A 12,249-nucleotide genomic window follows, 5' to 3' on the forward strand; every position below is an offset into this window, starting at 1 on the left:
ACCGACCGAGGCGACGCCCGAGATGGACGACTACGCCGCGACTTGTTCGGGGCGAAGGGTTTTCATCGGAGGGCGGTCTTCGAGGGAGACCGTGGTGGTGTGGGCGATGAATTCACCCTCGATCAACGGGAACTGGGTGAGGGGGGCGCCGGAGTCGGGGACGCCGCTGCGGCGCAGGGCGGTGCCGAGGATCTGGCGGCTCATGACGCCCAGATCGGCGAGGGGGCGGTTGCGGTGGGTGCGGACGCCGAGGTTCACCTGGGTGATGGCGTCGAGGCCCATCGTGTCGTAGGTATCGAGGAGCAGACCGATTTCGACGCCGTACCCGGGGGCGAAGGGAACCGAGGTGAGGAGCTCCCGGGTGCCCGCGTATTCGCCGCCCAGCGGCTGGAGGACCTGCGCCAGTTCGGGACGAAGAGCGGCCAGCAGTGGTCGGGCGACGAGTTCGGTGACGCGGCCACCGCCGTTGGCGTCGACCGACTCACCCTGACGTAACGGGCGGCGGTAGTACGCCTTGGACAGGTGGGTGCCCTGCATCATCAGCAGCGGGCCGAGGAGCTTGGGCACGAAGGCTGGGTCGGGATCGATCAGGTCGGAGTCGACGAAGGCGATCAGGTCGCCGGTGGTGGCCGCCAGCGACCGCCACAGCACCTCCCCCTTACCGGGGACCGGGTCGAGTTCGGGAACGGCCTCCTCGCGTGAGATCACCTCGGCGCCCGCCGCGCGTGCGCGTTCGGCGGTCGCGTCGGTGGACCCGGAGTCCAGCACGATCAGTTCGTCGACCAGCGTGCCGAGCAGCGGCCGGATGCTGGCCACGACATCGGCGACGGTGTCCTGTTCGTTCAGCGCGGGCAGCACCACCGAAACGGTGCGGCCCTCCTTGGCGGCGACGAGTTCGCCGACCGTCCAATCAGGGGTGTCCCATGTGTGGGTAGTGGCCCAGGCGGGCTCGCGGTGTTGGATTTTCATGCCAGACCTCGCAGAGTTCGTGCGGGGGGCCGGATGCCCTGGATCGCGGCGATCATGTCCACGACCCGCCGGGTTTCGGCGACTTCGTGAACCCGGAAGATCCGAGCGCCCGCGGCGGCCGACCATGCGGTTGCCGCCAGTGTGCCCTCGACCCTTTCGGTAAGACCTACCCCTAGAGTCTCCCCGATAAAATCCTTGTTGCTCAGTGCCATCAGGACTGGCCATCCGGTTTTTACAAGACCGTCGATTCCGCGCAACAACTCGAGCCCGTGATAGGTGTTTTTCCCGAAATCATGAGTGGGATCGATCACGATGCCATCGGCTCGCACCCCCGCGGCCGCGGCGTTCTCGGCCGCGGCGACCACCGTCGCGGTCACCTCGGCCACCACATCGGCATACCGGACACGGTGCGGCCGGGTGCGCGGCACGGCGCCACCGGTGTGACTACAGACGATGCCCGCGCCGGTCTCGGCGGCGACGTGCACGAGATCGGGGTCGGCGCCGGCCCAGGTGTCGTTGATCAGGTCGGCGCCCACGGCGACGGCCGCCCGCGCGACGTCACCACGCCAGGTATCCACACTGATCAACAGGTCCGGATACTTCGCCCGGATCGCCGCGACGAACGGCACCACTCGCTGCGTTTCCTCCGTCGCGTCGACGGTGACACCCGGCCCGGCCTTCACCCCGCCGATGTCGACCAGATCGGCACCCTCGTCGACCGCGCGCGAGACCCGTTCCATCGCGGCCTCGTCACTGAACGTGGCCCCACGGTCGTAGAACGAGTCCGGCGTGCGATTCACGATCGCCATCACCAACGCGCGATCCGTCGCCACCTCGCGCCCGCAAAAAGTCTGCTCGGTCCGCCTCCCCGGGACTTCTGCCGACAACTCGGGACCGCGACTGCTGGTGCTCCGGGCAGGCGGTTCGTTCTCTGGTCGGGGTCCGGGCGTACCCGACGAGTTACCGATGTTCATGCGAAATCAGACGTTACCTTGCTACCTCGGGGCTTTGCCGACGGCAACGTCAGCCGCGTATTCGTCGTAAGCCGGGATGTAGCCGTCCGCCGGGCCGGACAGCACGTACAGCTGACTGTGCGGGTCGGGTGCGTAACCCTGCTTGCGCAGTTCCACCTTCCGGCTCTTGAACGTCGAGGTCTGTTCCAGCTCCTGCACCACTCGCACGTACAGCGGGACCGCGTACAGCGGCAGGCGCCCGTAGGCGGTGGCGGCCAGTGCCTTCCCGTCGAACGCGGCGTCGGTGGCGAGGGTGATCGCGGCCATGCCCGCTTTGCCGTCGGTGCCGGGGATGTCGACACCGTAGACGACGGCCTGTTCGATGCTCTCGTGGTGCCCGAGCGCGCCCTCCACCTCCGTGGTCGCCACGTTCTCACCCTTCCAGCGGAAGGTGTCGCCGAGCCGGTCGACGAACGCGATGTGCCAGAAGTGCTGATCGCGGACGAGATCGCCGGTGTCGAACCAGCAGTCGCCCTTCTTGAAGCCGTCGCGCACCAGCTTGGACTCCGACGCCTTCTTGTCGGTGTACCCGTCGAACGGCTGACGATTGTTCACCTTCGCGAGCAACAGCCCCACCCCGCCGGACCGCACCCGGCGCAGCTTCCCGTCCTTACCCCGCCGGGCGTGGCCGGTCTCGTCGTCGTACTCCACCACCGCGTACGGCAGCGGGCACAGCCCGGCGGTCCGGTCGACGCCGAACGCGTTGACGAACGCCAGCGGCGCCTCGCTGGACCCGTAGAACTCGACCACCCGGCTGATCCCGAACCGGCGACGGAACTCGTCCCACAGTTCGGGCCGCAGCCCGTTGCCGACGGCCAGCCGGACCCGGTTGCCCCGCTCGGCGGGCCGCACCGGCTGGTTGATCAGGTACCGGCACAGCTCACCGATGTAGATGAACGCGGTGGCCCGTTCGCGCGCGATCTCGTCCCAGAACCCCGACGCCGAGAACTTGCGGCTGAGCACATAGGTCGATTCGCCCGCGAGCACCGCCGACAGCGCGACCGTGAGCGCGTTGTTGTGATAGAGCGGCAGGCAGCAGTACAGCCCGTCGTCGGCACGCAACCGGACACCGAGCCCGCCGAGCCCGGACATGCTCTTGGTCCAGCGCTGATGGGTCATCACGCTGGCCTTCGGCAGGCCGGTGGTGCCGGAGGTGAAGATCAGGAACGCCCGCTCCCCCGCCCGCACCCGCGCACACACGGCAGGATCGGAATCGGCCGCGGTGCGGGCGGATTCGGCCAGTTCCTCGGCGGGGAGCACGTTCGCCGCGGGCTCGGGCAGCGATTCCAGCGCCTCGGCGCACTCCTCGCCGACGATGTTGAGCACGCTGCCGAGCAGTCCGATGCTGTGGGCGAGGACCTGATCGCGCTGGTTGTAGTTGAGCAGACCGACCGTGGCGCCGAGTTTGAGCACCGCCAGTACCGTGAACAAGGTCTCGGGCCGGTTGGTCATCAGCACACCGACCACATCGCCGCGGGAAACCGCGCGCGCGGACAGCACCGCGGCGTAACGGTTCACCTCACCGTTGGCGGCGCGATAGGTGTAGGAGCGGCCCTCGAAACGCAGGAACACCCGATCGGGTCTGCGGTGCGCGACCCGCTGGAAGTACAGGCCGATGGAGGCTTTGTCCTTGGGCCCCACCAGCATTCCGCGCGCGTTGCGCAGCATGCCGGGGGCGTCGAGTGCCATTGCGGGCAGGGCTTTGGCCAAGTCGAACACGCTTACCGTGTCGCGGGCGTCTGTGCTCACGTCGATCTCTCCTACTGGGCTGCCGGTTCGAGCGCGGCGAACGCGGTGGGCAGGTCGGTGGCCACGACGAGGCGCTCACGCGCCTGCCTGGGCACAATTGTGCGTTCGGACAGTTCATCGATCCAGCGGAACAGGCCGTCGTAGAAGCCGTTCGCGTTCAGCAGGACCACGGGTTTGGCGTGCTCGCCGAGGTAGCCGCCGGTCCAGGTCTCGAACAGCTCCTCGAGTGTCCCGATGCCGCCCGGCAGGGTGAGGAACGCGTCGGCGCGCGCTTCCATCAGCTGTTTGCGCTGGCGCATGGTGTCGGTGACGAGCAGTTCGTCGGCGTCGACATCGGCGACTTCCTTGTGCACCAGGTGTTTCGGAATCACGCCGATGGTGTGCGCGCCACCGGCCCTCGCCGCGGTCGCGACCGCGCCCATCATCGACACATGACCACCGCCGGAGACCAATTGCCACCCGCGCCGGGCGATTTCGGTGCCGACTCGCGCGGCGAGGCTGATCAGATCGGGATCAGTGGTGCTGGCGGAGCAGTAGACACAGACGGAATAGCTCACCATTGATCCTCGGTGCCGAGACGTTCGATGTTCGCGTGGTCGCCGGTCTCGCCCTGGATGATCCGCACGACCTCGTCGACGCTGTCGGTGAGCTGGATCAGATCGAGATCCTCGGGCGAGATCTTGCCCGAGCCCGCCAGCGAACTACGCAACCAGTCGACCAGGCCCGACCAGTAGTCGACCCCGAACAGGATGATCGGGAACCGGGTGATCTTGCGGGTCTGCACCAGCGTGAGCGCCTCGAACAATTCGTCGAGGGTGCCGAAGCCACCGGGCAGGCAGACGAAGGCCTGGGAGTACTTCACGAACATCGTCTTGCGGACGAAGAAGTACCGGAAGTTGATCCCCAGATCCACCCAGTTGTTGAGCCCCTGCTCGAACGGCAGCTCGATGCCGAGTCCGATCGAGTAGCCGCCCGCCTCCGAGCAGCCACGGTTGGCCGCTTCCATCGCGCCGGGCCCGCCACCGGTGATCACCGCGAAACCGGCTTCGCTGAGCGCGGTGCCGATCGCCTTGCCCGCCACGTACTCGGGATGATCGGAACCCGTACGCGCCGAGCCGAACACCGTCACCGCGCGCGGAATCTCCGCGAGCGCACCGAAACCCTCGACGAACTCGGCCTGGATCCGCAGCACCCGCCACGGGTCGGTGTGCACCCACTCGCTGTCCTGCCGCGTGTCGAGCAGGTTCCGGTCGGCGGTCCGCACGCCGGGCTTGCGCTCCCGGCGGAACATCACCGGCCCACGGAACTTCGGCTTGGCCTTCCCAACCTGTTCATCAGCGGAATCGGTAGACATGAACCCAACCTACTGTGTTGGATTCCGGGCACGGGCGCGCAGTTGGCGGATCGGCCGGGCCACGGCCACCCCGCGCACTCGATCGAGCCGAAGGATTCTCTGTGTCGCTTGCAGTTCCGGCGCGTTCCGGTCGCGTTCTCGCGGTGCTGGTCGCCCTGGCCGGTGCGTTGATCGCCGCGTTCGTCGTCGCGCCGCGCCTGCTGGCGAACGGTACGGGCGCCGGCTTCGGTGACGAGAGCGATCTGCGGCGAGCATTGCGCACGGCCTTCGCCGAGTACTGGCAGGCCGGAACCCGGGACTTCCCCGCCGAGCTCACGACGGTGGTCGACTACTGGTTCCGCTATCACCTCGCCAAAGCCGTGCTCGCGGCGATGCTGCTGGCCGTGCTCGTCGCGCTGGCGGTGCTGCTCTGGCGGGCGTTCCTCGCGGCGGGTGCGGCCGGACGCGGTCAGCGGGTGACGCTCGCGGCATCGGGTGGCGCCGCCGCGGTGCTGGCGCTGTGCTCGCTGGTGCTGGTGCTCGCGAACGCGCAGGGCGCGCTGACGCCCTTCGCCTCGCTGTTTCCCTTACTGCCGGGCGACGAGCCCGCCACGGTCCTCGCCCAGGTCGACCAGCGGTTGGCCGACGGCACCCGAACACCCCCGCTGGATGTGATGATCGAGGAGTTCGCTCGCTATCACGTCGCGATGGCCGCGCTCGCCGCCGTCACCGCCGTTTCGCTCGTCGGGGTGTGCGCCTTCCTGTGGCGTGCCGCCGTCTGGTCCGCCGACCGGCGCTCTCGCCGCGTCCTCGCCGTGTTCGGCACCTTCTCGGCCGTGCTCGCGCTGAGCATGGTCGTCGTCGCCGTCGCGAACACCACCAACGCGTCGGACCCGGTCCCCGGTCTGGCGGCCCTGTTCACCGGCGGTTGGTGAGCGGCTAGGGCTTCGACAGGTAGGTCCGCAGCATCGCGGTGACGGCGGTGATCTGGCTGAGCGGGACGTGCTCGTCACGTTTGTGGGCCAGGTTGGGATCGCCGGGGCCGAAGTTGACGGCGGGGATACCGCGGGCGGCGAAGCGGGACACGTCGGTCCAGCCGTACTTGGCGCGCACGCCGCCCCCGCCGTGCGCGTTGACGGAGTCGATGAGGGTGCGAGCGGCCGGTGCGGTCAGGCCGGGGAGGGCGCCGGGCGAGGAATCGGTGACCTCGAAGGCGACATCGAGTCCGTCGAAGACCTCGCGGACATGCGCGACGGCCTGCTCGACGCTGCGATCGGGGGCGAAACGGAAGTTCACATCCACCTCGGCGACATCGGGCACCACATTGCCCGCGACCCCACCCGAGACCCGCACGGCCGACAGCCCCTCGCGGTACACGCAACCGTCGATATCGACTTCGCGCGCCTCGTAGGCCGACAACCGCGCCAGCACGGGCGCGAGACCATGAATCGCGTTCTCCCCCAGCCACGCTCGCGCCGAATGCGCGCGCACACCCGCGGTGGTCAAGCGCACCCGCAACGTGCCCTGGCAGCCTGCCTCGATCCAACCCGCCGAGGGCTCACCGAGAATCGCCAGATCGCCTTCGAGCCATTCCGGCAATTCCCGCTCGATGTGCCCGAGGCCGTTGAACTCCGCGGCGATCTCCTCGCCGTCGTAGAAGATCAGCGTCAAATCATGGGCCGGATCGGCGATCGTGGCGGCCAGGTGCAGGAATACCGCATCGCCGGACTTCATATCGACTGTGCCACAACCGAACAGCACCGCTTCACCGTCGACTTCGTCGGGTCGGCTCGGCACATTGTCCGCGATCGGCACGGTATCCAGATGACCCGCCAGGATCACCCGCGTCGGCAGCCCGCGCCGCGTGCGCGCCAGCACCACGTTTCCGTGCCGCAGAATCTCGAACCCGGCGGTCTGCTCCCGTAACGCCTGCTCGACCAGATCCGCGATCTTGGCCTCGTCACGCGACACACTCGGCACGTCGACGAGGGCGGCGGTCAACTTGATCGGGTCGGCACGCAAATCGAGAGTCACATCTTCGACAGTAGTACGGGTGCGCCCCGATCCCGGAGATCCGGGCGAAGCAGACCGCGTGGTCGAACGCACAGGGCCCGCGGCACACCGCACCGGCCGCAACGGGCAAAATGGCGTCCGTGAGTATTCAGGGAGCAACTGCAGTCGGTATCGCCAATGTGACCTCGGACGGAACCGTCCTCGATACCTGGTACCCCAGCCCCGCGCTGGGCGAGTTCACCGAGACCGGCTCCCAGCGCCTCGACGCCGCCGACGTGCCCGAGTTCGCCGAACTCCTCGGCGTGGACGCGGCGCGTGGGGTCGAGGTGATCGCGGTGCGCACCACGATCGCGGACCTGTCGGCCGCCCCGGTCGACGCGCACGACGTCTACCTGCGTCTGCACCTGCTCTCGCACCGCCTCGTGCGACCGCACGGCCTGAACCTCGACGGCCAGTTCGGCCTGCTCAGCAATGTCGTGTGGACCAACCACGGCCCGTGCGCGGTCGACGGCTTCGAGCAGACCCGCCTGAAGCTGCGCGCCCGCGGCCCGGTAACGGTGCTCAGCGTCGACAAGTTCCCCCGCCTGGTCGACTACGTGGTCCCCGCCGGTGTACGCATCGGCGACGCCGACCGGGTTCGGCTCGGCGCACACCTGGCCGCGGGCACCACCGTCATGCACGAGGGCTTCGTCAACTTCAACGCGGGCACCCTCGGCAACTCGATGGTCGAGGGCCGTATCTCGGCGGGCGTCGTGGTCGGCGACGGCTCCGATGTGGGCGGCGGCGCCTCCATCATGGGCACCCTGTCCGGCGGCGGCACCCAGGTCATCTCGGTCGGCGAGCGTTCGCTGCTCGGCGCCAACGCGGGTGTCGGCATCTCCCTCGGCAACGATTGCGTGATCGAGGCCGGCCTCTACGTCACCGCGGGCACCAAGGTCACCGGACCCGACGGCACCGTCGTCAAGGCCGCGAGCCTGTCGGGTCAGGACAATCTGCTGTTCCGTCGCAATTCCACCACCGGCGCCGTCGAGGTCGTGCCGCGTAAGGGCACCGGCGTCGAACTGAACGCCGCATTGCACGCCAACGATTGATCTCCTCGAATTGCCGGGCCGAGCGGCCCGGCAATTCGCGGCACCAGAAACAATTCAGCAAATATTGCGGTTTCATGACGATGAACCCGAATGTGCGACAAGCAATTTCGCACGCTAACCTTCGTTTCGCTGGTCCGATCAGGACGGCGAAAAAGCGGAGGGATTACAAGAATGAAGTTCGGAAAGATCACTACTGCTGTTTTCATGGCAGTCGCTGCGGTGGGGATTACCGCGGCCACTGCTCACGGTGCGCCCGCGGTGGCCACCGAGCAGCCCGCTGTAGTGGCTTCGGGGGGCGTGACTTCTGGCGTGACGCACGGAATCAACTACCAGACCACGGTCTCGCCCGCTGACAAGACCGTCACCTGGGCGGTCGACAGCGGCAAGTTCGAGCTCGCCGCCGACGGCGCCTCGGTGCTGCTGAAGGCCACCGACGGCGCGATCGTCGACCAGGCGCCGCTGCGCTCCGAGGTCGCGGGCCTGCCGATCGCCGTGAACCAGCAGATCAGCGAGGACGGCCGCACCGTCAAGCTGACCTCGACCATGGCGCCCGAGGATTCCGCGAAACTGAGCAACATCGCGGAACTGAAGGACATCAGCTCCTACGACCGGCTCATGGAGCAGGTCAACAAGAACCTGCCCGGCGTCGTCATCGGCGGCGTCATCGGCGCGTTCTTCCCGTTCCTGTGGCTGTTCACCATCCCGGCGGGCATGGTCATCGGCGGCTACGTGATGGGTGGCCAGGAATTCCTGGATGCCGTGATCGCGTTCGCGACCGGTCAGCCCTGATCTGACCTCGCGATAGGGAAAGGCCTCGTACTTCTGCGGAGTACGGGGCCTTTTCGCCGTGATGCGGATCACTGTCACAAACGAGGGCCTCGCCGCATCCCATGGTTGAGCACACAGTTCCCATGGCAGGAGGCACAGATGAACATCGTGGTTATCGGCGCAGGATACGCGGGTACTGTCGCGGCGAACCGCCTGCAGCGCAAGGCCCCCGATGCCCGCATCACCGTGATCAATCCGCGCGGCGTCTTCATCGAGCGGGTGCGATTGCACGAACAGCTCGCGGGCAGCGGGACCGCGGCCCGGCCGCTCACCGAGATGCTCAGGGACCCGATCGCGATCGAGACCGCGAGCGTGGACAAGATCGGCGACGGTGTCGTCACCCTCGACGACAGCCGGAGCCTGGACTTCGATCACGCCGTCCTCGCGGCGGGCAGCATCGCGAACCCGCTACCCGGCGCGATCCCGGTCGGCACATGGGAAGGCGCCGAGCAGGCACGAATCGCGCTCGAGGCGCTGCCGTCCGGCGGGATCGTCACGGTGATCGGGGGTGGGCTGACCGGGATCGAGACCACGGCCGAGGTCGCCGAAGCCCGGCCCGACCTGCGCGTCCGATTGGTGAGCGGGACCGTCGCCGCCGCGCTGTCGGCCGGCGCGCAGCGGCACATCCGCACCACACTGGCCCGGTTGAACGTGGAGATCGTGGCCGACCAGATCGCCGAGATCGACGGGACGACCCTGCGACTCGACTCGGGCACCGAACTGCGTTCCGACCTCACCCTCTGGGCGATCATCTCCGCGGTGCCCGAACTGGCCGCCCGCAGCGGACTCGCGGTGGACGTCGACGGCCGAGCCCTGGTCGACGCTTCCTTGCGCAGCGTCACCGACCCGCGCGTCTTCGTCGTCGGCGACTGCGCCGCCGTCCCCGGTATGCGCATGGCCTGCGCCACCGCGGCTCCCCAGGGCGCACACGCGGCCGATACGCTGGCCAGGATGATCAAAGGACGGGAACCGCAGCCATTTTCGATGGGCTACGGCGGGCAGGGCATGAGCCTGGGCAGGCGCGACGGAGTGCTGCAGACGACCGACCGCCGAGACACCGCCCAGCGGCTCTACGTCAGCGGACCCGTCGCGGCGTTCACCAAGGAACGCATCAGCCGCTATGCCGCCTACGCCTCCCGCACCGGCAACAGCGTGTGGATCAACGGCCCGAAACGGTGATCCGGGCACACGTCGACACCTTCACCGAGAACCGGCGGCTGCTGTTCTCGATCGCCTACGAGATCCTGGGCTCGGTGGTCGACACCGAGGACGTCCTGCACGACAGCTACCTGCGCTGGTGCGAGGTCGACCGCACCCTGGTCGACAATCCGCGCGCCTACCTCGCACAGATCGTCACCCGGCAGGCGCTGGGTGTGCTGCGCTCCACCGCCCGCAGACGCGAGGAGTACATCGGGCCGTGGCTGCCCGAACCCCTGGCCACCGAGGCGGACGGCGGGGTCGAGCACGTGCTGACCGGCGAGGCTGTGACCACCGCGATGCTGCTCGTGCTGGAAACGCTCACGCCGGTGCAGCGGGCGGTGTTCGTGCTGCGCGAGGTGTTCGCGTTCGATTATCCGGAGATCGCGGCGGCGGTGGACAAATCCGAAGCCGCTGTGCGGCAGCTGAATCAGCGCGCCCGCAACCGGGTGCACGCCGCACGCCACACCGCCGTCGCCACTCCCGCGCAGGCCCAGTCGGTGGTCGAGAAGTTCTCGATCGCGGCCGCCACCGGCAATGTGCAAGCACTGATGGACGTACTCGCCCCCGAGGTGGTGTTCCTCGGCGACGGCGGTGGTGTGGTGAACGCGGTGCGCAGGCCGGTACACGGCCAGGACAAGGTGGCCAGGCTGGTCATCGGCTTGCTCGCCAAGGGGCAGCGGCTCGGTGTCCTGGGCGCGCACCTCGGCATCTACAACGCGATGCCCACGATCCTGGCGACCGTCGACGGCGTGCTCGACCAGGTGACTTCCATCGAGGTCACCAACGGCCGGGTCACCGCGATCTACTCCATGCGCAACCCCGAAAAGCTCAGTGCTGTGCGGGTTCCGGACTGAGGCCGAAGGCGATCACCCGGTCGGGGTGGATCCGGATGAGCGCGTCGGACTGATCACCGAGGTAGGACTCGACCCCGGTCAGCGCCTCGGCGGTGCCGCGGATCTCGAGGCAGCGCACCCGCCACGGGCGCACCGAGGCGATGTCGTCGACGACGAAGGCCACCTGTGCGTTGTCGGCGAGATTGCGGAACTTCTTGGAGGCGGCCAGGTTCCAGCCCGCGATGTCGATGGTGCCGAGTTCGGCGTTGTAGCGGAAGCCGACCGGATTGTTCTGCGGGGTGCCGTCGCGGCGGACCGTCGCCAGACGCCCGAGCTGCTGGGTCGACAGGTAAGCGAGGTGTTCCGATGTCAGCGTTGTGCTCATGCACCGACGCTAAAACCTCGAGTGCGGTCGAGGTCAAGGGTCGCCGGGGGGAGGGGGCGAGCACACAGCCGCGAGCGGGCCTCACCCCTCGACCTCACAGCGTCCGCGCGCTAGGCTGTCAAATATACGGCACCGTATAACTGGAGGTTCGACATGACACTTCCCCCTGGTCAACGCGCGATCGCCGGCTTCCCCCGTTTCGGCACACATCTCCATCACCCACCGCCGCCGATTCCCGCGAACCCGGTGATCGAGATCGGCGGGGCGCTGACGGAACCGCTCACGCTCACCCTGGCGGACCTCGCCGAGCTACCGCGCGTGCAGGTGCGGGCCGACTTCCACTGCGTGGCCGGCTGGTCCGCCACCGACCTGCGGTGGGCGGGCGTCCCGTTCGCCACGCTCTATCGCACGCGCGTCGAACCGCTGCTCGCGCCGGGTAGCTCGATCAGCCATGTCGTCTTCGAAGGACTCGACGGGTATCGATCGGTCGCGCTACTCGCCGACGCCATGGCCGATGACGTGCTCATCGCCGACCGACTCGACGGACAGCCACTCACCAGCGACCACGGCGCGCCGATCCGGCTGGTGAGTCCTGGCCAATACGGGTTCGTCAACACGAAACACCTGTGCCGCATCGAATTCCACACCGCGCAGCCCGTCGACCCGGACAAGTGGTCACCGCTCGCGGGGCACCGCAGGGCGCGCGTCTGGGCGGAAGAGCGCCATCGATACCTGCCGGGCAGGGTGGTCCGGCCGATCTATCACGCGTTGATCGGGCCGATCCGCCGGATGAGCGCTCGCGGAAGTACCGAACGAACTGCGTGAATCCCGGTGC

General features: G+C 68.1%; 13 protein-coding genes. 6 read left to right on the top strand and 7 right to left on the bottom strand.

All coding sequences use genetic code 11. From position 1 onward, the window contains the following. Positions 1–30: 30 nt before the first annotated feature. From ACWGCN_RS30850 to ACWGCN_RS30870, 5 genes are read right to left on the bottom strand one after another with little or no spacing between them, the layout of a single operon-like run. Positions 31–969 (bottom strand): glucosyl-3-phosphoglycerate synthase, encoded by a 939-nt coding sequence (locus ACWGCN_RS30850; protein ID WP_378993362.1) that lies wholly within the window; start codon positions 967–969, stop codon positions 31–33. After that, a complete protein-coding gene (gene folP / locus ACWGCN_RS30855; protein WP_379312882.1) occupies positions 966–1,943 on the bottom strand; it encodes a dihydropteroate synthase in 978 nt (325 codons plus the stop codon). The genes ACWGCN_RS30850 and folP overlap by 4 nt, the downstream gene beginning before the upstream one ends. 21 nt (positions 1,944–1,964) lie before the next feature. Further along, entirely contained in the window at positions 1,965–3,731 is a 1,767-nt protein-coding gene (locus ACWGCN_RS30860; protein WP_452459389.1) for a long-chain-acyl-CoA synthetase, read from the bottom strand. Positions 3,732–3,742: 11 nt separating this feature from the next. After that, positions 3,743–4,291, bottom strand: coding sequence for an LOG family protein (locus tag ACWGCN_RS30865; RefSeq protein WP_378638240.1), 549 nt, complete (start codon positions 4,289–4,291; stop codon positions 3,743–3,745). After that, the gene (locus ACWGCN_RS30870) at positions 4,285–5,085 is read right to left on the bottom strand and encodes an LOG family protein (protein ID WP_387447495.1); all 801 of its coding nucleotides are present in this window, start codon (positions 5,083–5,085) and stop codon (positions 4,285–4,287) included. The genes ACWGCN_RS30865 and ACWGCN_RS30870 overlap by 7 nt, the downstream gene beginning before the upstream one ends. Before the next feature lie 101 nt (positions 5,086–5,186). Here ACWGCN_RS30870 and ACWGCN_RS30875 point away from each other — a divergent pair, with 101 nt between their 5' ends. Next, on the top strand, positions 5,187–5,999 hold the full coding sequence (locus tag ACWGCN_RS30875) for a hypothetical protein (RefSeq protein WP_449963680.1): 813 nt from the start codon (positions 5,187–5,189) through the stop codon (positions 5,997–5,999). Between the two features lie 4 nt (positions 6,000–6,003). Here ACWGCN_RS30875 and dapE read toward each other — a convergent pair whose 3' ends face one another. Beyond that, on the bottom strand, positions 6,004–7,098 hold the full coding sequence (dapE, locus tag ACWGCN_RS30880; protein ID WP_378993354.1) for a succinyl-diaminopimelate desuccinylase: 1,095 nt from the start codon (positions 7,096–7,098) through the stop codon (positions 6,004–6,006). Positions 7,099–7,217: 119 nt separating this feature from the next. On the opposite strand from dapE, the gene dapD reads away from it, so the two are divergent. The 4 genes from dapD (at position 7,218) to sigJ (ending at position 11,050) form a co-directional block, all read left to right on the top strand. Beyond that, positions 7,218–8,168, top strand: coding sequence for a 2,3,4,5-tetrahydropyridine-2,6-dicarboxylate N-succinyltransferase (gene dapD / locus ACWGCN_RS30885; protein ID WP_452459390.1), 951 nt, complete (start codon positions 7,218–7,220; stop codon positions 8,166–8,168). Positions 8,169–8,477: 309 nt separating this feature from the next. After that, positions 8,478–8,957, top strand: coding sequence for a hypothetical protein (locus ACWGCN_RS30890; RefSeq protein WP_378638229.1), 480 nt, complete (start codon positions 8,478–8,480; stop codon positions 8,955–8,957). Between the two features lie 138 nt (positions 8,958–9,095). After that, positions 9,096–10,175, top strand: a complete 1,080-nt coding sequence (locus ACWGCN_RS30895) for an NAD(P)/FAD-dependent oxidoreductase (protein ID WP_387447493.1) — start codon at positions 9,096–9,098, stop codon at positions 10,173–10,175. Next, a complete protein-coding gene (sigJ, locus tag ACWGCN_RS30900; protein WP_378993349.1) occupies positions 10,172–11,050 on the top strand; it encodes an RNA polymerase sigma factor SigJ in 879 nt (292 codons plus the stop codon). The genes ACWGCN_RS30895 and sigJ overlap by 4 nt, the downstream gene beginning before the upstream one ends. Here the strand turns inward: sigJ and ACWGCN_RS30905 are convergent. Further along, a complete protein-coding gene (locus ACWGCN_RS30905) occupies positions 11,025–11,414 on the bottom strand; it encodes a PPOX class F420-dependent oxidoreductase (RefSeq protein ID WP_378993348.1) in 390 nt (129 codons plus the stop codon). The genes sigJ and ACWGCN_RS30905 overlap by 26 nt on opposite strands. A gap of 153 nt (positions 11,415–11,567) precedes the next feature. On the opposite strand from ACWGCN_RS30905, the gene ACWGCN_RS30910 reads away from it, so the two are divergent. Next, a complete protein-coding gene (locus tag ACWGCN_RS30910) occupies positions 11,568–12,239 on the top strand; it encodes a molybdopterin-dependent oxidoreductase (protein WP_452459924.1) in 672 nt (223 codons plus the stop codon). Positions 12,240–12,249: the final 10 nt, after the last annotated feature.

The organism is Nocardia sp. NPDC055050 (assembly GCF_053608345.1).

Coding starts and splice junctions, on each gene's coding strand:
- ACWGCN_RS30850 (WP_378993362.1), bottom strand. CDS start 969: ATGAAAATCCAACACCGCGAGCCCGCCTGGGCCACTACCCACACATGG.
- folP (WP_379312882.1), bottom strand. CDS start 1,943: ATGAACATCGGTAACTCGTCGGGTACGCCCGGACCCCGACCAGAGAAC.
- ACWGCN_RS30865 (WP_378638240.1), bottom strand. CDS start 4,291: ATGGTGAGCTATTCCGTCTGTGTCTACTGCTCCGCCAGCACCACTGAT.
- ACWGCN_RS30870 (WP_387447495.1), bottom strand. CDS start 5,085: ATGTCTACCGATTCCGCTGATGAACAGGTTGGGAAGGCCAAGCCGAAG.
- ACWGCN_RS30895 (WP_387447493.1), top strand. CDS start 9,096: ATGAACATCGTGGTTATCGGCGCAGGATACGCGGGTACTGTCGCGGCG.
- ACWGCN_RS30905 (WP_378993348.1), bottom strand. CDS start 11,414: ATGAGCACAACGCTGACATCGGAACACCTCGCTTACCTGTCGACCCAG.
- ACWGCN_RS30910 (WP_452459924.1), top strand. CDS start 11,568: ATGACACTTCCCCCTGGTCAACGCGCGATCGCCGGCTTCCCCCGTTTC.